A 21,687-nucleotide genomic window follows, 5' to 3' on the forward strand; every position below is an offset into this window, starting at 1 on the left:
TCCCCCTGCTCCCCCTGCTCCCCCTGCTCCCCCTGCTCCCCCTGCTCCCCCTGCTCCCCCTGCTTCCCCTGCTTCCCCTGCTTTATTTCCCCTTCTGCGTATCCCCGAAAAAAGCACAACAAAGCTGAGGCTATACACCCTGTCAACAACATATCTGAGACACCAGTCCTTCCCCAGATGATCATTTCTGGATTAAGTGCTGTGATGGCTGCGGCGACGGCTGCGGCTAAATAGGGGCGTGTGAGAGATGAAACAGGCTCTAATTCATCTTTTTTAGTCAAAGACCAATGTACAGTATAAAACACCAAAGCCATAACTCCCATTGCAGCCAGTGCGGAGGGGAGACGTACAGCCCATTCATTCACCCCAATCACAGCATAGGCGATCGCTTGCAACCAGTAAATTAAAGCAGGTTTATCAAACCGAGTTTCACCATTGAAATAAGGAGTAATCCAATCCCCCGTTAATAACATTTGACGGGAAGCTTCAGCAAATAATGGCTCAGTTTCGTCAATTAAGCCAACACTTCCTAAATTCCATCCGTAAGCTACCCAACCAAGTACAACTAACCACACAATCACCACAGTCACAGCAAGGGCTGGACGTTTCACTATCTTATTAAGCCACTGCTCAAAAGCTTGGGGAAAGCTCAATTTTAACCTCATCAGTAGTTACTCAATAGTCAATAGTCAATGTCAACATTTATTTAGTCGTTGAGTGACTACGTTTTGTTCTTCGTGATTTGGACTTTCATTCCCCACTCTTAACAATTCAAAATTCAAAATTCAAAAATAACTCAGCACCGGCTAAACGCCGCGCTACCGCTAACAGCGAGAAGTTGCAAGGAGGGTCTCCCTCTCTTACGAGACGCTTACGCGAACCGGGCAAACTTCGGTGACTCCCCACTCATTACTCATTACTCAGCACTCATTACTTACTTAGTAACATTACCCATTCTTGTTTTTGGTCATCCCAGGTAGGTAGGGAGCTTTCTCCTACAACATATGGCCCCCAATAGTGACGAGAACCATCCTGGGCAAAGGCTACCAAGATATCACCTGTTTCTATTTTGAGGTTGCCTTGAGGTAGAGACAGAATTAACCCTTTTTCGCTGCCTTCTTGGGGATCAAAATCCCAATGGGCGGGAATATCAGTTTTTTCTTTAACTGAACTTTTTTTAACTGACTGTCGAGCCAATAGAGCCAATCGCACAGGCTGATCTGTTTGATTGCTCATGCGTAAATTGCCTAAATATTTAGTATTGCTACTCAAGGACTGGCGAGAAGCCAATATGGAGATAGCTTTTTTAGTGTTTTGTTCTGATTTGTTACTCTGAGTTGTTAGTGGATTTGAAATAGCCGTAGAGTTACCATCTGTCAATGCCACAGGTGATGCTAAATCTTGATTTTCTGGTATTACAACAGTAGATGGCGATGACGATGTATCTGGGTTCGTAGTTTCAAAAGACACACTCATATCTAAGCATCCTAACAGTAAACCCATCAGTGCCAAAGAGCCAGCGATAACCGCAGCATTACGATACCCGGAAGACTTCATATTGATATTGATTTAGAAATAATGTTTTGTTTAGGCTTGACCAAATACTAGCCTATTATCACTAGTTACGTTCAAGAGAAGTTTTCTACTTGCCTAATAGAAAATCTCGATAATTTGGCTGACAAATGTATCATAAATATCATATTTACTGAGAATTATCTATCTGAAGCATTACTGGAGATATTCAAGGTAAAAAGGTGTAAAGTCCTGATGATACTGGAATTGATGTCAGGCATGATCAAGTATAAACGCCAAATATTATACCCATAACATATATTTACTCGGTGAAACACCAGAAGAAATTTTTAGTATGGAAGTAATTTGAGTCACAAGGTAGCTTTGCTTAAACAACCAAATATACCAACAGCATATTATTTACATTTTTTAATATTTTACAGCCAGTCCTGGGCATGATGAAATGATATAGCCAGATCAAATTAGTGTATAAAGACGGAAGGGTATAGCGATGTAAGGGAAGCAGAGGGAGAAAAATCCAATGCCCGATGCCCGATACCCAATGCCCAATGAATATTGACTAGGTAAAGCCTGATTCAATGCAAAACACACGTCTTAACAACTTGCTTGATACCATTGCTAGACGTTTGGGGCAATGGTTTTCTAATCCTTGGCGGCGGCTGTCGCTCCTGCTGATTAGCTTTTTGTTTGGCTTTTTCTTGGGGACGGCAATTTCCACGATAGCAGGACAACGTGGTGTAATAGATATTTGGGTAGCTGGGGTATTAGTCGTCATGACAGAGGTCACAAGCAGAATATTCTATAGCCAGAGTTTTTTTGCTAGGCGAGCCTTGTGGGTAGAAGTGCTGAACCTCTTGAAAGTGGGTTTTACGTATAGCTTATTTATTGAAGCCTTTAAACTAGGTTCATGATTAACGATTGGTTACAAGCAATGGGGACGGCAAGTGGGCAACAGGCAGCACAAGCCGCAGCCTTAAAAGATAGATCAAGGGCAAAAGCCTTTGGGATCACGTCGGTTAATGTAGAGCAAGTGATTCAAGAGCGATCGCAGCTTTTACAATCTGTATTACCAGCTTTTAGTCAATTTTGCCAAAATCGCCTGCATACCCCCATAGACAGGATGTTACCTGTGTTGTGGGACTTGTGGCTACCCCTGGCGGTAAAAATAGCATCACAACATCAAAAGTTACAGCGTCCTTTCATTCAAGGCATCTTAGGGAGTCAAGGAACAGGTAAAACTACGATGTGCCAACTGTTGGGGTTGATTCTCCAGGAGTTGGGATATTGTAGTGTGAGTTTATCTTTAGATGACTTGTATAAAACTTATCATGAGCGTCTAGCATTAACCCAAGAAGATCCCCGCTTAATTTGGCGTGGCCCACCGGGAACTCACGATGTAGACTTAGGGATAAATGTTCTAGAGCAAATTCGGCAATTACAAACGCCTGTTAGCATCCCCCGCTTTGATAAATCTGCCTACAGTGGTGCAGGCGATCGCACTGAGCCAGAGATTGTAGAGAAAGTTGATATTTTGTTATTTGAAGGTTGGTTTGTCGGTGTGCGGCCGATAGATACGCTAATATTTGACGATGCCCCACCACCTATTATCACTGATGTCGATAGAGCATTTGCCCGTGACATGAATACTCGGCTGAGTGAATATTTGCCACTGTGGGAAAGATTAGATAGCTTAATTGTATTATACCCCAAGGATTACCGATATTCTGTAGAGTGGCGCAAACAAGCAGAACGACAAATGATTGCGGCTGGTAAATCCGGGATGACAGATGCAGAGATTGAGAAATTTGTCAATTATTTTTGGCGATCGCTCCATCCAGAATTATTTATCAAACCCTTAGCTCAATCTGCTTCATGGGTTGATTTAGTAATTGAGATTGATCAAGATCATAGCTTGACTGTTGATTGAAAAGACCAGGGGAAAAGCAACTCATACCCCATGCCCTCAATATTCTTTCCCAACTTCCTTCCATAAAAAAGTAGTAGAGGAGGGAAGTTTGTTGTATTTTTGGCAGCGATCGCGTCCGGCAATTTTAGCTTGATATAATGCGCGATCGGCTTCGTCAATAATTTCTTGAAAATCGGAGTTGGGTTGAGGCGTAATAGTCGCTACACCAGCACTGATGGTGACATAAATATTCGCTTGTGAAGTGCTATGTGGTACACCCAACAACCGCACCGATTGGCAAATGGCCTCAGCGATATGAACTGCACCCTCAGCATCTGTTCGGGGTAAAATTACAGCAAATTCTTCTCCGCCATAACGGGCGACTAAATCAGCCGGACGTTTGACACTATCTTGAATAGCTTTAGCAACCAATTGTAGACAGCGATCGCCTGCCCGATGACCGTAGGTATCATTATATGCTTTAAAGAAATCAACATCACAGAGAATCAAAGACAAAGATAGTTGCTCCCTTACCATGCAGTGCCACTCTTGGGAACAATATTCTTCAAACCTACGGCGGTTAGCAATTTGAGTCAATTCATCAATTGTTACCAACCGTTTTAATTCTCGATTAGCAGCTTCTAGCTTTTGTTGGAGATGGGATTGTTGAATCAAACGTTTGACTCGTTGACGCAAAACCGGCCAGTGAATTGGTTTAGTAACATAATCGATAGCACCCACTTCAAAAGCGCGATCAACAGATTCTTTGTCTTCCAGTCCAGTAATCATTAAAACTGGTGTATGCTTGCTATGGTCTAGTAATTGTAAGCGAGTGCAACACTCAAATCCGTCCATATCCGGCATAATTGCGTCTAGAAGCACTATGTCTGGTTGCAGTTGATGAAAAACACTCAATGCCTCTCTACCATCTTGAGCTTCTACCGTCCGATATCCTTCATATTGTAGAGATAGTCGTAACTGCGCCCTGATAAATGGCTCGTCGTCAACAATGAGAATTAAAGACGGCTCTTGTAGGACACTAGTGTTCATGATCTCTCCTGATTAATTTCTCTTTGCAAAGCAGTTTTGACTCGCTCATACTCTTGACAAAGTTGTGAGCCGATTTCTGTAATACCTGCCAAGTCACTACTACGCCCCTGTATTTCTAGTTGCTTGCAAAGTTGTGCCAATAATACTGCTCCCACTGAGCCACTGCTAGATTTCAGTTTATGAGATGTATTCCATATAGCTTGGGCATCTTTAGTTGTGATTGCTACACTAATATTTTGGATCAATTTAGGAGCTTCTGTCAGGTAACATTCTATTAATTCAGCAAATGCACCTGCTTCTCCGCACAACATATTACGTAATTCTTGCAATATTTTAGTATCAATAGTGTTTATTTTTGACACGTAATTTGCTGAGACATTGGGGTTGGGGCAGAGAATTTGGGAACTGATGGGATCATGAAGTTTGAGGGGCTGACATTTACCCAGTGCTTTGGCTAAATCATCAATCTGAATTGGCTTACTGATATAGTTATTCATGCCAGCTGCTAGACAGGCTTCGCGATCGCCTTGCATAGCATTAGCAGTCATGGCGATAATATAGGGACGAGAATCAGCACTCCAAGTTTGACAAATTCTCCGGCTAGTTTCTAAGCCATCCATTTCTGGCATATTCACATCCATCAAAATGACATCATAAGTCTGACGTTGTAATGCTTCTAAAACTTCTAACCCATTAGCGACTACGTCAGCCCTATAGCCAATTTTTTTTAGCATGAGTAGAGCAACTTTCTGATTGACTACCATGTCTTCAGCTAGCAGCAGCCGTAGTGGCAATTGCTCTGCCAAATTTTGCTCGATGGGGGTGGGATGAGAATGAGAAACACTCGCTCGAATTGGTTGATTCCCCAAATTATAGGTAAGAACATCGTACAGTTGAGATTGCTTAATTGGTTTATGGAGATAGGTAACAAATCCCATCTCTCTAAAATTAGAATCATTGTCTTGCTTACCCCAAGATGTGAGGATTACCAAGGGTAAATATTGATAAGCAGAACGCCTGCGGATTTCCCGCGCTAAGGTCAAGCCATCCATTTCAGGCATCTGCATATCTAAAATTGCAATATCAAACTTGATTTCCTGGTCAAGTAAAGCTAACGCTTCTATACCAGATGACACAATATAAGTTTGCATTTGCCAAGGTTCAGCTTGTAAGCGCAAAATTTTGCGATTGGTAGAATTGTCATCAACTATTAACAAGCGTTTACCGAACAACTGTGTTGGGGCAGTTATCAATTCATCGCCATGAGGATCAGTAAAGATGGGGGCTGTCACAGCGAAGTAAAAGGTAGAACCTGGGGTTGAGGTAGTAGATGATACGGGCTTTTGGCTTTGCCATCCTGAAGGGGGACTACCACCCACAGATCCTTGACTGTCCACCCAAAGATGACCGCCCATCATCCTCCCTAAGCGTTTACTAATTACTAGTCCTAATCCTGTACCGCCATATTTGCGAGTCATGGAGGCATCTGCTTGCACAAAAGGTTGAAACAGGCGTTTCATCTTCTCAGATGGAATACCGATGCCTGTGTCTTGGATGCTAAAGAGAAGTTCGCAGCAGTTTTTTGCTTTGGGAGTGCTATGTACAGAAAGAATCACTTCGCCTTTTTCGGTGAATTTAATAGCGTTGTTGAGCAAGTTGGTTAAGATTTGCCGCAGACGAGTTAAATCACCGACAATCTGAGTCGGCACTTGGGGATCAATTAGATAAGCTAGTTCAATATCTTTTTGGGCAGCCTTGGAGGCTAACAAGTCAATTACTTGTTCTACGCAAGTTCTAATATTAACAGGCTGTGCTTCTAGTTCTAATTTCCCTGACTCAATTTTGGAAAAATCCAGAATGTCATTAATGATGGTGAGCAAAGCTTCACTACTGGTTAAGACGGTTTCTAAAAAGTCTCGCTGTTGGAGTGTCAAATCAGTATTGAGCAGTAGTTCTGTCATGCCGATGATGGCATTCATGGGGGTGCGAATTTCATGACTCATCATCGCCAAAAATTCACTTTTTGCCCGATTTGCTGCTTCTGCTGCCCTTTTTGCCCGTTCTAAGGCAAAGTTTTTTAAAGTGAGTTCTTCCCGTTGGCGGGTTTCTTTTTCGAGGAGTTGCGCTTGGGCAAGGGCAATGCCTAACTGTGCGGCTACTGCCTCTAGTAATTCAATTTCGTCCTGATTCCACTGACGGAAATGGCTACACTGGTGTAAGCCGATCGCACCATTGGGTTCTCCTTGATAAGAGGTGCGGATGGCTAGCATGGATTTCAAGTCAATTGCCCGACACATGAGGACGAAAGATTCTAGTAAAGGATCTTCGTAAACATTGGGTGAAGCGATCGCTCGATCATGGGTCATCATTTCTAGACCGTGCGGATTCCCTGACATCGGTATTTCTAGTTTCTCCATAAAGCAGAAACCAGGGACATTATTATATTCTGCTACTAGGGGAATGCGGGGAGAGGGGTCACAAACGTAGGCATGGATTAAACAGCGATCAGCGGCAAAAGCTTGTCCAATTTGAGTCGCGGCGGTGGCAAAAATTTCTTTAATATCCAGACTTTGACGAATTTCCTGAGTAATTTTTTCCAGGAGCAGTGTCCGATTTAACTGTCTTTGCAATGTTTCTTGTGCTTGCACTCGTTCTGTAATATCTTTGATTGAGCCGACCATCCGTACTGGATTACCTTGTTCGTCCCATTGGGCAGTAGCATGAACTAATACCCATTTGTAAGTGTTATTGTGGCAACGCAGACGATATTCTATGACATATTTGGGGATTTTGCGACTGAGATAATTTTGCTTGACAGCGATGACGCGATCGTAATCTTCGGGATGAATGCGGCTAGTACAATCTTCGTTACTACTGATGGGTTGATAGTTTTCTTCTCCTACTAACTCTGCCCAGCGTGCCGAGCGAAAGGTTTCCTGGGCGATAATATTCCAATCCCAAATCGCGTCTTGATTGCCTTCAATGACTAGTTGCCAACGCTCTTCACTTTTAAGGAGTGCTTCTTCTGCACGTTTACGCTCAGTAATGTCAATGGCAATTCCTCCTATAAGGCACGCCTCTTCTTGACTGGAAATCGGAAATTTATACACCAAAAAATCTCGCACTGTGCCGTCAGCACAGGGGGCAGACTCCACAACTTCCACGACTTGATTGGTGCGAGCAACTGTTTGAATAGTCTCTAGAAAGGGTTGAGCAAATTGGGCTGGATAAATATCAAAAATGCTTTTGCCAATTATTTTTTTTAAAGGTAATTTAAAGGTGCGCCGATAATTTTCACTTAGGTAAATAATTTTACCTTCAACGTCTGTAATCCAAGCATGGGTGGGACTATGATTCATGAATGCTTGGAAGCGTTCTTCACTGCGATGTAGTAAAGCTTCTGATTGTTTGCGTTCGGTGATGTCTCGATTGACGCTAATTGTGGCTATATTTTGTCCTTGTTCATCTTGCAAAGGTACTATGGTGGTTTCAGAAATACCCTGGCTACCATCTTTGCGAACAAAGTTAATTTCCCCTGACCAACGTCCATGTTGAGTAATGTCTTCAATGATGGCGTTATTCAAGGCTACGTCTGCTTCAGGCTGATGTAACGTGTTAATAGATTGTTCACAAATCTCGGCTTTGGTATAGCCAAAGATCCTCTCTGCGGCAGGATTCCAGTCGAGAATTTTCCCTTTTAAATCGGTGATGATGACGCCATCGTAGATATTTTCAAAGGTAAGGGCTTGCCGACGTAGCGACATTTCTGCTTGTTGGCGTTCACGAAGTACAGCCTGCTGTTCGCTAATATCTATTTGAATGCCTAGGAAGTGGGTTAATTGACCTGTTTCGTCATAAATGGGAGAAATGTTTAATTGATTCCAAAATAATCTGCCATCTTTGCGGTAGTTTCGCACAATCACTGTGCAACTTTTCCCAGCTTTTAGGGCTAATCGCAGTTCATTGAGTGTTGGTTGCTGGGTGTCTGTACCTTGCAAGAAGCGACAATTCTGCCCAATAACATCTGTGGCACTGTAGCCGGTGATTTGCTCAAAGCCAGAGTTAACATAAATGATGGGATTATTGGCTAGTTTGGCATCGGCAATGACAATACCATTACTAGTAGCAGCCAAGGCTCTCTCCCGCAAGCGCAGGGTTGCTTCTACTAGTTTCAAGTCGGTAATATCAAACATGAAACCTCGCAGCAGCATGGGATTTCCATCGGTTTGGACTACGCTTACAATGTCTCGCAGCCATACAACTCGGCCATCGCTGGCAATCATCCGGTATTCCATCTCGTGGTTTTCGCCTCTAGCTATGGCTGCTAGACAAATACTTAATGTCTTTTCTCTGTCTTGGGCATACAGATGATTTAACCAAAAATTCTCTTCATACCATTGGGCAACAGGATATTCTAATAGGGTTTCAGCTTGTGGCCCTACATAGGTAAAACGCCAAGTTTTTAAATCTAATTCCCAGGGAATGACTTTCGCTGTTTCTAGTAACTGCCGCAATCGGTTTTCACTAGCACGCAGAGCCATTTCTGTTTGTTGTTGTGCAGCAATTCTTTGCGCTAATTCTTGGTTGATGGCTGCTATTTTACGGTTGCTAATTTGGGTAACTTGTACTAAATAAGTTAATAATGTGAGTCCCCCAGCCGCTAATATTCCAGCTAGCAAGACAAAGGTGGGCAGAGGTGAGTGTAAATCTGCTAATAACTCAGGAGTTGGATAAATCTGTAATTGCCAGTTGACTCCGTACAAGTCAATATTGATTTGTTGATGCCAAGATGCTGGCACTGGCGATGATGTATCTTGGCTGTAAATTAAATCTTTGCTGTCAAATACCCTAATTTTGTAACCCTCAGGTATATGCAAAATAGAATCAAAAAGGGTTTGAATGTGGAAAATTCCTAAGATAAATCCATGAAATTGCTTGTTACTATATAAAGGTACACAGGCTAAAAATCCCCAGACACCTGGTTCTCGCTTCATTGTACGAGTCAGCATAGTTTGATGATTCCTACCTGCTATTGCTAAGGCTTGCTTTTGTTGATTTACTTGCTTCCAGTTAATATCTTGTGCTGCTTGATTATTAGCTAATGGCACAGTCCACCGTACCCGCCATGACGGATCAACCCTCTCAATTGCTTGGTAGCCGCCATAATCTTGGATATAGGTTGCGGCTTCTACTTCCCATTGCGTTTTTGAGATACTATTGTGCAGTTGCCAGTGTTTCCCCATGCGCTCTAGGGCTAGAATGCGATATTGTAGTTGGGTAACTAATTCGGTTTTAGTTGCGATCGCTTGTTGTTGAATCAGTTCTTGTATATTGTTTTGCTCTGCAACTATTAATCTCTGCCAAAGGATAATTACTACAATGAAAATCACAACACCAACCAGAAGCGGCAGCAACTTTTGGGGGCTAAAAAATTTCACCAATGTAAATCTCTGATGTTTGTGCTGCCTGTACACTGATTCATCCTCCAGCACTTTGAACAAGTCTGTAGCTAGTTTTTTCTTTGTAAGTAATTAAAATTAGCCATAGCAAGGGGACAATTACGCAAAATCCCAATCGTAAAACAATTTATACATCCTTTGTTGACTTAAATCTATTGATTTTATATTTATTTCTTAATTGTTTACATTTTTTTAATTTTATCAATCATGTCCTTTTGATGTTTTCAATAAATCAAAATGAAATTTTATCTTAATTTAGAATTAATTGCCTAATTAAATTCAAATAATTATCTATATCACAGCATTTCAACTCAGCATATATATAGCTATTAGCTTGATATATTACGACAATAAAAATTTATCCAATATTAGTATTAGTATATTTGTTTCTGAAACAGAGAATATAGATTTGTGTCTTTGTAGTGACAGATGTTGAACTACAAAGACACAAAATATTTTTTATTTGGCCAAACTCAGTACGGAGTTATCTTGGCTCATACGTACTAGCTTTTAGTCTCTATTGTCTGCAATAGCTGATAAAAAGGTTGCCAATTATCCGTTTGAGCAATTTCTTCCCAAATTGACTCAATTACAGGTCTTAATAATACAGTTTTGGGATTGTAATAACTTAGAGTTTCAGCAATACTCTGCATTTGCTCAGGATCAGAATGATTTAAGATTTTATGGTAAAGTAAGCACCAATTATCAAAAATTGCTGATTTATCCGATGTAGGTACAACATCTGAAGGGTTGAGTACCAATCCTGGTTCATCTCTCCACTTAGAGGAGAAAGTATGAGCCATTTCATAGAAAAACTGATGATACCCAACTTGGCTATCTTGCAGAAATTGAATAGTTAGACTTAACAGTTCATCAGCTTCAGGCATAAGCAACTGCTCAAAACCTAATTTTTTCAGCATTAAAGAACGATATTCCGCAACGTAATAATCACCAAATTTTGCCAGTCCAGCGTCTAAATCACCTTTATCGATAACTGACCTTAATGGTTGTTGGAGCAATTCCAGATTTAATTGGCAAATACCCGGCTGATGACTATAGCAATAGCGTTTGTAATAGTCGAAATATGCAGCAGTGAAATAAGGGTCATAAGTAGGAATAAACGCATAAGGGCCGTAGTCAAAGCTTTCCCCAGTAATTGCCATATTGTCAGTATTGAGAACTGCATGACAAAAACCTGCGGCCATCCACTGTGCAACTAGTTCTGCGACTCGTTTAACTAATTCGGCATAGAACAAAGCATATTTATCTTGTTCATTAACTAAGTGCGAGTAATAATGCTCAACTACATGGTCTAATAACTTTTGAATTAAATCTGGACGTTGTAAATAGTACAAACGCTCAAAAGTCCCAAACCGAATATGTGAACTACTCATCCTGACCATTACAGACGAACGAGTAGGTGAAGGTTCATCACCGCGCCACAGGGATAAACCAGTTTCAATCATCGTGAGACAGCGAGAGGTACGAACCCCCAACTGATGTAAGGCTTCTGCTGCTAAAACTTCCCTGACCCCACCTTTGAGGGTTAGCATCCCATCACCACCACGGGAATAGGGTGTTCTCCCAGAACCTTTAGTACCAAAATCATAGAGTTCGCCATCAATACCACGGACTTGACCATACAAAAAACCCCGTCCGTCACCTAACTGGGAGTTATATTCCCCGAATTGATAGCCGTGATAACGCAGTGCTAAAAATGGTTTGCGTCCTTGAAATAAGCTAAAAGCTGTAATAAAGTCCTCATCTTGAACATCTTGAGGATTTAGACCCAATTTGGGTAATAGGGCATCATTGCGCCAGCGCAGAGTATGTTGGGGAAATTCGGCTGCGGCTACTTCATCATAATAATCATCACCCAAGGATGCCAAAGCTGGTTCGTAATTCAGGGTGAGAAAAGGATTGAGAGAGTTTTTAGTGTTGGGAGTTTCAGCTAAGGTCATTATGAGCAAAGCATAATTTATTCTTCCCTCAATAGTACATCTGACAGCATCTCTCGCGTGAAGTTAGATAATTAAAACTTGGGAACTGAGTATAAAAACCTTATACATAGAGTGTAGTTAATAGTTGTGATTATAAATCCTATTTTTGTGTGTAGAACATAGCTATCCTGATCCTGAACCACGGCTGAAAAACAAGAACCCTGGTTTCTAAAAGAAACAATATTTATGAATTATTGCAACTTAAAATTCAAATTGTATTACTACATATTTATGTTGCATAGAATAGACCTATCTTTAAAATAAATTTTATAAGAAAATAAACAGAGAAGATAAAAAAGCGAGTATTAATAATGACAAGTCCCTTAAAAAGAATAGAATCATACCCAGAGGAATCAAAGCGATTAATTGGGATTAAATATGAAGATTTTATTACATTAGTAGCATTAGCTTCAAAAAGGCATAGAGACAAACAAGCAGAAATTGAAAAAAGAAAAATTAGGTTAATAGCCTCTGGTGGAGGACGTAAAGCAGAAATGACACCAAAAGAAGGTGTGTGTTTATGTTTAGTATACCTGAGACAGAAGCCAACATTTGAAATTCTCGGATTATTGTTTGATGTGTCGAGAACAAAAGCCAATAATACCTTTAATTATTGGGTAGATATTTTGAGAGAAATCTTGCCTGCATCTCAAGTAGAAGAAGTAAAAAATGATGAGCAAAGATATCAAGAGCTATGTGAGAAATTATGTGAATATGAATTAATAGTAGATAGTGCAGAGCAAGCTATAGAAAGACCTGGAAACTATGAAGAGCAGAAAAAATATTATTCCGGTAAGAAGAAAATGAACATTTACTTTTTTAGCAAGCTCTGTTTTGAGAAACTTTTGATAATTTTCCTATTTTCATCCCTAAACCGTGATTTTTACGTTCAGCAATGATAACTATTTTATCTCAGTTATATCTCCTATAATCCCTTCACAGTAAGCTTTTTATCTTTTATAGACAAGTCTAAAGTAATTCTAGCGTGACTCGACCAAAGGGGTGATTGGTTGGTAGTGCGACTAATTCATCAATTGCTTGTTGCTGAACTCTACCACGCCCTAATATTCTCAGCCATAGTGTTTCTTGAGTAGATGGTAACTGATGAATGACAACTATGGCTGTGCGGAAATATGTTGCTAAAAAGTATACTCCATCTCCCCAGTTTGATTTTAGTTGCCCACCATACCCTGAGATGATATTTTTGGAGGCGGTGGGTGTGAGTATCCACAGTTGGGGAATTTCTGCTGTTGGTATTTTGGTTTGATTGCGCTTTGCTTCTCGCTGCATTGCGCTTTTTATTTCTGATAGTTTGGAGATACAATCGCTAATTTCGTCTATGGATGCGGGGTTGCGGAAGGGTTCAAATATGGCTGGTGTTGTCGCCATTTTTCCCAATAGGCCTAATGTTTCTAGATTAGCTGTTGGTGTGGGAGTTGGTGTGAATAATACGTCTATTTCTTTGACTTCTGCTGCTACTCGACTTGGTGCTTGGACTGTTCCGAATGGTTTTAGTAGTTCTTCTAAGTAGTCTTTGGAGAATTGGTCATGGATGAATCTTGTCATTCATTTAACTTGGGCAATGGGAATTGATGGTATTTTACCAAAGCGTAGGCTTTGCCCGTCGTAGACATCGCCCTCCAAATCAATAGATCCGGTGGGCGATCGCTTAGTTTTTTGATGTGAAGTAACTAATGAGATTTTATTAAGTGAATAAAAAATTAGCTCCGAATAAATTAACATTTACATCACTACTAGTAAAGCCAGATGTACCTGATATCGTGGCTAATAATTGACCTGTACCAAAGCCTGTATTACCAGCAAGACCATCACCGATTCTTAGTTGTGTACTTGTTCCTAATTTCACTACATCAATTTTAGCAATGCCTGTGAATTGTAATTGATCACCACCGACACCACGCACAAACTGATAAATGGTATCCGTTCCATCACCAAAAGTATATTTAACGATATCTGCTGCATTATCGTTTAAGCCTAAATAAAGCTTGTCATTACCAGTACCACCACTGAGGATATCTAATCCAGCACCGCCATAAATGGTATCATTACCTGCACCGCCCCAAGCTTTGTCATTACCGAAGCCTGTATCAATATAATCATTTCCTGCGCCGCCAAAAATTTCATCATTGCCACCTTCTGTTGGATTTCGCCCAGGAAAATCTTTATCATCTCCGTAAAGCTTGTCATCACCATCCTGTCCATCAATGATGTCGTCGCCAAAACTGCCATAGATGGTGTCATTGCCTGCACCTCCTTTGAGGGCGGCATATTCTCCATTGGAATCGACAACTTTGTCATTTCCAGCACCACCGTCAATGAAGTCATTACCTGCATCACCGTTGAGGCGGTCTACTCCAGCAGCACCATAAAGAATATCGTTGCCATCTCCTCCCCAGGCTAAGTCATTGCCATAGCCTGTATCAATATAGTCATCTCCAGCACCGCCAGAAATTATATCGTCACCACCCAGAGTTTGATTGAGAAGATCCTGATTTAGCTCATCTCCGAAAAGTCTGTCATCACCGTCGCCACCATCAATGATGTCATCACCAAAACCGCCATAGATGGTGTCATAACCTCCGCCACCTTTTAAGGCAGCATAATTTCCTTTGGGGTCGAGAACTGCGTCATTCCCAGCACCGCCAAAGATAATGTCATCACCTTCATCGCCGAAGATAATGTCAACACCATCCTGTCCATCAATGATGTCATCTCCATAGCCGCCATAAATCAAATCATTGCCTGCTCCACCTCTTAATCCAGCAGTGAAGTCCGGGCGGCGGTCGTCTCCATCCCCTCCATATATGGTGTCATTGCCGTTATCGCCTTGTAGTTGATCTCGTCCTGCGCCACCGTCGAGAATGTCATTACCATCCCCGCCCATGATAAAATCATTGCCACTTGTGCCGATGTATGTATCGTTGCCTAGACCGCCACTGGGAATATAGTTAATAGTTTCGTCAGGTCTTCCACCTCTGGGTAAGGCGTTAAATAGATTCAGAACGTCATAGCCAGATACATTACCTAATTGCTCAATGAAGCCTACACCAGCTTTAGCTCCTGTTGCTGTGGGGTCAAAAAAGAAGTTAATAATTAAGTCATCGGAAGCTGTAGCATAACCATCTTTGTTGAGGTCGATTAATAGATTGTTATCATCTCTTCTGTAAAGTCCAACTTTTCCACTCTGGAGTAGAGATAGAGAAATAATCGCATCTTTGATATTGAGAGCGTCATATCCGCCATCATCTTGAATGATAGTTTTAAACCCATCGGCTGCTGAGACGAGATATAAATCATCTCCTGTACCGCCGTAGAGTTCATCCTTTCCACCTTTGGCTACGAGAATGTCATTACCTGCATAGCCATATATCTGATCTCTTCCTGTCTGTCCACCCAGATAGTCATTGCCTGTAGTACCTTTGATTGCAGATTGATCGCGATCGTCTCCTGTAGTTCCAGTTTTAGGACTGTTACCAACTAAACTTAAAAAACTGGTACTATCCAAACCAGCAATGTATTCAATAAAGCCAGTTCCTTTGGTATTGCCTGTACCAAAGAAGTTGAGGAGAGTGACATCTTGAGCAAAGATGAATTTGTTATCTTTGTTCAGGTCAATAGTTAACGCAGTACCAACCCTGGCAAGGTTAGATAGACTGAGTGGGAAGTTAGTTAGCGTTAAGGTATCTGTGCCAGATTCATCTTGAATTATACTCCCAGAGTCATTGACTACTGGATTGTTGGGATCGAGATAAGCCAAGTAATAGAGGTCATTTCCTGTTCCTCCTAACAAGGTGTTAACACCACCACCACCACTTAAGAGGTCATTTCCTGTTCCTCCTAAGAGGATATCATTACCTTCTTGCCCATACAGAGCATCGTTACCACTGCCACCCAAGATAAAGTCATCACCAGCACCGCCTTTTAGTCCCTCACCGCGATTTGCATCTTGGTCATCTCCAGCACCGCCATCAATATAGTCGTTGCCATCATCGCCGTATAGGAGATCCGTAAAAGTTCCAGTACCTCCTAAGATGGTGTCATCTCCATTGCCACCACGAAGATAGTCGCCTCCAGTACCACCATCAATATAGTCGTTACCATCATTGCCATAGATAGTATCGTTACCCCCGCCACCAGAGAGGTTATTGTTGCTACTATTACCAACAATGGTGTCGTTATAAGAGCTGCCAATAGCATTTTCAATAACAGATATACCTCCTTGGGAGTTGGCGATCGTAAATCCTCCTTTAATATCAACAACTTGACTAATGAAGCCACCAGCATTGGGATCATTATTCGCCAGAGTTGCATTGTTCAAGTTGATAATGACCGAATTATTTGCCCATTGGCCAGATATGGTATCTGTTCCACCTGCATCCCAAATAGAAGACCAATACGTTCCTACACCATTGGAGGATGGTAGGTAATAAACGTTATTACCTGTGTTGTATGTCAGATTGATACCGTAAATATGTTGAATAGCTGCAATATCAAATGCCATCGGCCCCGCAGCAAATCCCCAATTTGTTTCATCTCCAGGTGAATATGAGCTTTGAGTATCAACATAAGACATGACCGTGTATATGAATTGATTGAGGCTCAATTCACCCATATCTGAACCATCGTCAACACCAGGAAAGATAGGAGAAAAACCTGCTCCTCCATCATGAGGGTGAGATAATCCCAAAGCATGACCAATTTCGTGAACAAATGTTAAATAGTCATAGCCACCAACTAAGAGTTCTGAATCAGGATTATTTTTATAAATATCTCGGTTAATTAAAACATCTCCTTCTACAAATACAAAAGGGTCTTCATCAAATATTCCAGGCGGCTGTGCTTGACCTAATGTTATTCTACCGGGAGGACTGGGAAGAACAGAAGAATCCACACTGTGAAATTTTAGCTCTGAATAATAATCATTATAACCAGAATACTCAAGCTGAAAATTAGCGACATTTGACCAAGCTTTTATCGCATTGTGAAAAGCTGTGATTTCAGCATTTAAAAAAGGGTAGTCCCAATATTGGTTGTCAATGAAAGAGTAGGTAAGTTTTCTATTATCGTTGTCAATATTCCATTTAGTACCCCATAGTAAGCTTTTTACATAGATGGAATCAGTGTTAGGAACTGGTCGTGAAGAACCAACAAAAATAGACATTTTATCTCCTTTTAACAATTCAAGTAAATTAGTAATCTGCTTCAGACTTGAAATTCGCGTTGTCCAAATCCCCGACTTCTCCAAAAAGTCGGGGATCTAACTTTTTCAATGATTTCTATTTGCTATATTTTTCCTGGTTTCAAAAAAGCGATCACTCCAACAAATGTTTGCTTATTACTAAGAGCGATCGCATATTAATTCATTTAAAAATTAGCGATTATCTCAGTGAACCAAAAAGATCAGATAAGTCTTTGTCAATCTCTTGTCTATATGTAGGTTCATCCATATTTAAACAGGTGTTGACTAAACCAGAATGGCTTTGTGAACGTCCTTCAAATAACCTGTAACGAGTATTTTTCAAATACGCATAAGCTTGACAAGCATTATTACTACTAGCCGATGAAAAATAACTTTGAGAAACTCGAATTTCTCTTAGCATTGCATCTTTAACTGCACGAGTTTTACGTCTGTTAGCCCAAGCTATTGATGTTTTATTAGCTACAGGAGATTTACCTCTAATAACCCGACTTGCATTAACCAAGTAAGCGTATGATTCTGCAAGAGCTACACGGGTTTGTGCTTGTGCTGGTGCAGAGGAAATGACAAAACAAGTGAGCATTAAAGCACTCACAACATTAAATTTACGCATGACTAACTCCTAATTAGTTGTAAATTGCTTTCAACGCATCCATAAATGTGTGCTTATTTAAAAAAGCGCACACACCTATTTACCTATTTCATGAGAGCGATTGCACTGAGACATCCTTGTATCTTTTTGAGTGCGCTTTTCAGAAACTTTCCTAAGCCATCGGTAAAATAGATACAAGTATAACTGCAAAAATTCCAAAGAAAAATCCCATAACAAGCCAAATTCCTGGATTTCTACCCTTATTTTGTGCAATTTGCCTAGAAATACAAGCCCAAAGTGATGCAAAAATAAGCCCCACGATTAATAGTTCAACACTCATAACACTCCTTTAATTTTTGGGTTATCAAAAGTTCTTAGAACACTCAATCAAAAAATTTTCTGCCCATTGTTGTAGAAAAATATATCTTTGCCATACCAATACCTATATATTTAGGTTGCTGAGTTGCAAAACCTCCTATGGCTGCCGCAGAGCCACCAACAAAAATTAATACGGTTAGCATTTGTCCTAATAGTTTTCCCATTGTTAGACTTGTCTCTGTGACATCAAATTATAATCACAAATGTGACACTAAAGCTTATACCTGTCAACCAGGTAGTAAAAGTTTTAATACAAATCAATATAAATACAAGTACATTTAAATAGATTTAACTAAAGTAAAATAGCATCGAACTAGCTATTATGAGGTAATTTGCAGAATTAGAAGCTAAAAAGCTTACTTAATCAAGCTGCCAAAACTCACGTGCTATATCTATCCCCCCAATTACAGAGGATGATGAACATTAACTTCTATTAAGATAGTCACAAATGTGATTATAATCTGAAGAAAATAAAAACAAACCATGAACCAACAACAATTCGAGGTGAAATTTGAGAAACTGACAAGCAGACGAAAAGAAGTGTTGCAAAGGATACTGGCTGGCGAGACAGATGCAGACATCGCAGCCGCGATGAATATTGGCGAAGCTAGTGTCAGAAAATTTATTGAGAGGATATGTCAGGAATTTGGACTAAATAATGAACATTCTGACAGTCGCCGCTATAAACGCTCAGAGCTAGTGACACTCGTCGCTAAACACAAACCTGACTTATTGAGTGAGCATCATCCGCAACTTACACATCAAGTAACCGTAGCTGAACCTGAAGATACTGATGATGCTAATGTGACAGAGTTTATCTTGCAATTGCTGTCAACGCACCAACCCATCAACGAGGAATTTAGCAAATTTCTACTGCGGTTTAACTTCAATGAACAGGAGAAGAAGCAAATGTCTAAAGCCCTGAACAAGATAGGATATCAACACTACCTCAATAGTGATTTTAATACCGCATTATCTTATCTCAAGATTGCTGTAGAATTAAAACCGGATTTTGGTTCTGCTCACTATAACTTAGGAGCAACTTATGAAAAGTTAGATAATTGTCATCAGGCTTGTGAACATTATAAAATTGCCATGCAATATCAAAATCGAGCGGCGGATGCGGCGATTAATAATTTAGCCCGGTTAGAAATTATTCAAGGAAATAATATTGCAGCGATAGAATTGATTGAACCAATTTTATCAAGTGCAAAAGATAACAGCATTAAAGCTGCATTATATAAAAACCTGGGTTGGGCATATTTTCAGCAAAATTGCTACGCACAAGCGAAACAACATTTACTCACATCTCTGGAATTAGAAATAGATTACGCTCCAGCTTATGCTTTATTAGCACAAGTCGAAGAAGCAGAGGGAAATCAAGAAGGAGCTATATTATCATGGCAGAATTTCCTAGAATCTTACTCCCATGATCAGCAATTAAATAGAGTGCGTTGGAAGTTACCAGAATTAGAAGTTTGGAAACTGAATGCCATGAGAAATGTTAATAGCATAAATCTTAAAAATCGCGAGATCACCGACTTCTGAAAGAAGTCGGTGATCTCATAGCTTCATGATATTATTAATTGATGAAGCTGTAGTAATTTGAGATGAGCAATTTATTACGATTCCCATTGATGAAGCGGAATCAGATCCATTGTTTGGGATCTCATTGATGGAAGGGTATAGATTGACAATAGATGCAACGGAAAATGGTATCTTCAAGCTCAAAAAGCTGTCAATCACTTTGTAGCTAGAATATTCCTGCTGTTAACTGGGTGGAACAGTTGGATCATCATCCTCATCTTCATCTCCACCATTAACACCGTTTTGCATAACTGATAATGCAGATATCATGACTCGGTTCTCCATTCACATGAATTGGTGGCTCAACCAAGAAGAAGCGAGGAAAATTTCTCCGCTTGTTAAGTTTCTTGTTTAATATCCCCAGATTTCCTGTTGTTATTATGTCTGGAAGTATTTGAAATCCCAACACGAAAAAGTAGGGAAATTATGAATTGAATATGAACTTTCTCAGCCTCAAATGAGAAAAAGGTAGGGAAAAGTAAGGTGCAAAGGTGCATGGCAGATCCTCAGATACCTTACGTCTCAAAGACGTAGGGGATATTTTGCTTGCAAATTGCGGTAAGATTATCCATATTTATCTTGATATATTACCTATGAACTCCAAAGCTAAAATTTCTTGGGAGGAGATTAAAAAATTAGTTGATACCATCGTATTTGAGTCTACTCAAAAGTATCTGACTGATATAGAAGTTAAAGTTTTAAAAGGTAGCTGGGAGGGTAAAAAGTATGATGATATAGCCAGAGAATTAAATTTAGCTAATACATATATTCAAAATGATGTGGGGGCTAAATTATGGAAGAAACTCACGGAAATAATTGGCGAACCTGTGAGTAAAAATAATTTCCGTCAAGCACTAAATCGGATGATAGAAAAGCAAAAATTACGACAAATACTCCCATCTATTAATCGGTTAGAACCGCCTCATCATCCGGGTTCGTTAAATTCTGCTCTTTATATAGAACGCTACTCCCTAGAATCTCTGCACTGTACTGTAGAGTCTTTCTGTTATCAAGCGATCGCCCAACCAGCCGCTATTATCCGCATCAAAGCACCAAGACAGATGGGTAAAACTTTTCTACTTGATAGAATTCTCACTCAAGCACGCAATTACGGTTATCACACAGTACGTTTAAATTTCCAAGATGTAGATAAAGTAAATTTTAGTAACTTGGATAAATTTTTGCGTTGGTTTTGTGCATACGTTAGCTTAGAACTAAATATATGCGATCGCATTCATGATTTTTGGAAACAGCCTATAGGTAGTAAAATTAGCTGTAAAACCTACTTTCAAGACTATATATTTCCGCAAATAGGAACTCCGTTAGTTTTAGCTTGTGATGAAGTAGATCAGGTTTTTAGCTATCCTGAAGTGTCTCAAGGCTTTTTTGGACTACTGCGAAGTTGTCACGAAGAAGCGAATAATCGAGATATCTGGAAACAACTGCGATTAGTAATAGTACATTCCACTGAAAATTATGGGCCATTAGATATCAACCATTCACCGTTTAATGTCGGAGAATCAATAGAATTGGCAGAGTTTACTCCCGCCCAAGTTAAAGACTTAGCACAGCGACACCAACTCGACTGGAATGATGAGTTAGTCAAGCAACTAATGGCAATGGTGGGAGGGCATCCATATTTAGTAAGATTAGCGTTTTATCATCTTGCTCAACCAGTTCCAGGAAAATGGAGAAATTTACAACAATTGTTGCAAGATGCCGCTAGTGACGCTGGCATTTATAGTCAACATTTACGCCGACACTTGGGAATTCTCAGAGAAAACGTAAAACTAGCAGCAGCATTTAAACAAGTGATTAGCACCATTGACCCAGTACAATTAGACTCAATATTAGGATATCAGTTATACAGTATGGGATTAATTAAATGGCAGAGTAATCAAGTTGTACCACGCTGCGAGTTGTACCGACAGTATTTTACAGAACGGCTGGGAGATTAAACAATT

The 21,687-nt window shown here is 40.3% G+C and carries 14 protein-coding genes and 1 pseudogene; 5 read left to right on the forward strand and 10 right to left on the reverse strand.

The annotated features are described in order from the left end of the window. Both ACM0OR_RS22385 and ACM0OR_RS22390 read right to left on the reverse strand, forming a co-directional pair. A partial coding sequence (locus ACM0OR_RS22385; RefSeq protein ID WP_414578814.1) for an ArnT family glycosyltransferase occupies positions 1-665 on the reverse strand: 665 nt, incomplete at its 3' end. A 265-nt stretch (positions 666-930) separates the two neighbouring features. After that, positions 931-1,557 (reverse strand): hypothetical protein, encoded by a 627-nt coding sequence (locus ACM0OR_RS22390; protein WP_414578815.1) that lies wholly within the window; start codon positions 1,555-1,557, stop codon positions 931-933. A gap of 554 nt (positions 1,558-2,111) precedes the next feature. Here ACM0OR_RS22390 and ACM0OR_RS22395 point away from each other — a divergent pair. Further along, positions 2,112-2,444, forward strand: a complete 333-nt coding sequence (locus tag ACM0OR_RS22395) for a DUF565 domain-containing protein (RefSeq protein WP_414578816.1) — start codon at positions 2,112-2,114, stop codon at positions 2,442-2,444. After that, positions 2,441-3,460, forward strand: a complete 1,020-nt coding sequence (locus ACM0OR_RS22400) for a glycerate kinase (protein WP_414578817.1) — start codon at positions 2,441-2,443, stop codon at positions 3,458-3,460. The genes ACM0OR_RS22395 and ACM0OR_RS22400 overlap by 4 nt, the downstream gene beginning before the upstream one ends. A 36-nt stretch (positions 3,461-3,496) precedes the next feature. Here the strand turns inward: ACM0OR_RS22400 and ACM0OR_RS22405 are convergent, their stop codons facing one another. The 3 genes from ACM0OR_RS22405 to ACM0OR_RS22415 all read right to left on the reverse strand — a co-directional run bounded on the left by ACM0OR_RS22405 (position 3,497) and on the right by ACM0OR_RS22415 (position 11,909). Beyond that, a complete protein-coding gene (locus tag ACM0OR_RS22405) occupies positions 3,497-4,489 on the reverse strand; it encodes a PleD family two-component system response regulator (RefSeq protein WP_323266189.1) in 993 nt (330 codons plus the stop codon). After that, positions 4,486-9,927: a PAS domain S-box protein gene (locus tag ACM0OR_RS22410; RefSeq protein ID WP_414578818.1), complete on the reverse strand. Its 5,442-nt coding sequence runs from the start codon at positions 9,925-9,927 to the stop codon at positions 4,486-4,488. Before ACM0OR_RS22410 ends, ACM0OR_RS22405 begins: the two co-directional genes overlap by 4 nt. 524 nt (positions 9,928-10,451) lie before the next feature. Next, the gene (locus ACM0OR_RS22415; protein WP_414578819.1) at positions 10,452-11,909 is read right to left on the reverse strand and encodes a protein adenylyltransferase SelO; all 1,458 of its coding nucleotides are present in this window, start codon (positions 11,907-11,909) and stop codon (positions 10,452-10,454) included. 350 nt (positions 11,910-12,259) lie between these two features. On the opposite strand from ACM0OR_RS22415, the gene ACM0OR_RS22420 reads away from it, so the two are divergent. Further along, on the forward strand, positions 12,260-12,847 hold the full coding sequence (locus tag ACM0OR_RS22420; RefSeq protein WP_414578820.1) for a transposase family protein: 588 nt from the start codon (positions 12,260-12,262) through the stop codon (positions 12,845-12,847). A 73-nt stretch (positions 12,848-12,920) separates the two neighbouring features. Here the strand turns inward: ACM0OR_RS22420 and ACM0OR_RS22425 are convergent. From ACM0OR_RS22425 to ACM0OR_RS22445, 5 genes and pseudogenes are all read right to left on the reverse strand, one after another. Continuing rightward, positions 12,921-13,514 (reverse strand): annotated as a pseudogene (locus tag ACM0OR_RS22425) (hypothetical protein); the annotation flags it as partial. 139 nt (positions 13,515-13,653) lie between these two features. Next, positions 13,654-17,130, reverse strand: a complete 3,477-nt coding sequence (locus tag ACM0OR_RS22430) for a matrixin family metalloprotease (RefSeq protein ID WP_414578821.1) — start codon at positions 17,128-17,130, stop codon at positions 13,654-13,656. A gap of 217 nt (positions 17,131-17,347) precedes the next feature. Further along, positions 17,348-17,779: a hypothetical protein gene (locus ACM0OR_RS22435; RefSeq protein WP_414578822.1), complete on the reverse strand. Its 432-nt coding sequence runs from the start codon at positions 17,777-17,779 to the stop codon at positions 17,348-17,350. 151 nt (positions 17,780-17,930) lie between these two features. Next, positions 17,931-18,098, reverse strand: coding sequence for a hypothetical protein (locus ACM0OR_RS22440; protein WP_414578823.1), 168 nt, complete (start codon positions 18,096-18,098; stop codon positions 17,931-17,933). 43 nt (positions 18,099-18,141) lie between these two features. Then, positions 18,142-18,300, reverse strand: a complete 159-nt coding sequence (locus tag ACM0OR_RS22445; RefSeq protein ID WP_414578824.1) for a hypothetical protein — start codon at positions 18,298-18,300, stop codon at positions 18,142-18,144. Positions 18,301-18,619: 319 nt separating this feature from the next. Between ACM0OR_RS22445 and ACM0OR_RS22450 the strand changes: the two genes are divergently transcribed. Beyond that, positions 18,620-19,684 (forward strand): LuxR C-terminal-related transcriptional regulator, encoded by a 1,065-nt coding sequence (locus ACM0OR_RS22450; RefSeq protein ID WP_414578825.1) that lies wholly within the window; start codon positions 18,620-18,622, stop codon positions 19,682-19,684. A gap of 632 nt (positions 19,685-20,316) precedes the next feature. Then, complete coding sequence (locus tag ACM0OR_RS22455) at positions 20,317-21,681, forward strand: AAA-like domain-containing protein (RefSeq protein ID WP_414578826.1); 1,365 nt, start codon at positions 20,317-20,319, stop codon at positions 21,679-21,681. The last annotated feature ends 6 nt before the right edge of the window (positions 21,682-21,687 follow it).

Source organism: Anabaena sp. CCY 9402-a (assembly GCF_963920945.1).
GTDB lineage: Bacteria > Cyanobacteriota > Cyanobacteriia > Cyanobacteriales > Nostocaceae > Trichormus > Trichormus minutissimus.

What these genes read in the sequence shown, in the direction of transcription:
- ACM0OR_RS22390 (WP_414578815.1), bottom strand. Translation starts at nt 1,557, where the DNA reads ATGAAGTCTTCCGGGTATCGTAATGCTGCGGTTATCGCTGGCTCTTTG.
- ACM0OR_RS22395 (WP_414578816.1), top strand. Translation starts at nt 2,112, where the DNA reads ATGCAAAACACACGTCTTAACAACTTGCTTGATACCATTGCTAGACGT.
- ACM0OR_RS22400 (WP_414578817.1), top strand. Translation starts at nt 2,441, where the DNA reads ATGATTAACGATTGGTTACAAGCAATGGGGACGGCAAGTGGGCAACAG.
- ACM0OR_RS22405 (WP_323266189.1), bottom strand. Translation starts at nt 4,489, where the DNA reads ATGAACACTAGTGTCCTACAAGAGCCGTCTTTAATTCTCATTGTTGAC.
- ACM0OR_RS22415 (WP_414578819.1), bottom strand. Translation starts at nt 11,909, where the DNA reads ATGACCTTAGCTGAAACTCCCAACACTAAAAACTCTCTCAATCCTTTT.
- ACM0OR_RS22420 (WP_414578820.1), top strand. Translation starts at nt 12,260, where the DNA reads ATGACAAGTCCCTTAAAAAGAATAGAATCATACCCAGAGGAATCAAAG.
- ACM0OR_RS22430 (WP_414578821.1), bottom strand. Translation starts at nt 17,130, where the DNA reads ATGTCTATTTTTGTTGGTTCTTCACGACCAGTTCCTAACACTGATTCC.
- ACM0OR_RS22435 (WP_414578822.1), bottom strand. Translation starts at nt 17,779, where the DNA reads ATGCGTAAATTTAATGTTGTGAGTGCTTTAATGCTCACTTGTTTTGTC.
- ACM0OR_RS22440 (WP_414578823.1), bottom strand. Translation starts at nt 18,098, where the DNA reads ATGAGTGTTGAACTATTAATCGTGGGGCTTATTTTTGCATCACTTTGG.
- ACM0OR_RS22445 (WP_414578824.1), bottom strand. Translation starts at nt 18,300, where the DNA reads ATGGGAAAACTATTAGGACAAATGCTAACCGTATTAATTTTTGTTGGT.
- ACM0OR_RS22450 (WP_414578825.1), top strand. Translation starts at nt 18,620, where the DNA reads ATGAACCAACAACAATTCGAGGTGAAATTTGAGAAACTGACAAGCAGA.
- ACM0OR_RS22455 (WP_414578826.1), top strand. Translation starts at nt 20,317, where the DNA reads ATGAACTCCAAAGCTAAAATTTCTTGGGAGGAGATTAAAAAATTAGTT.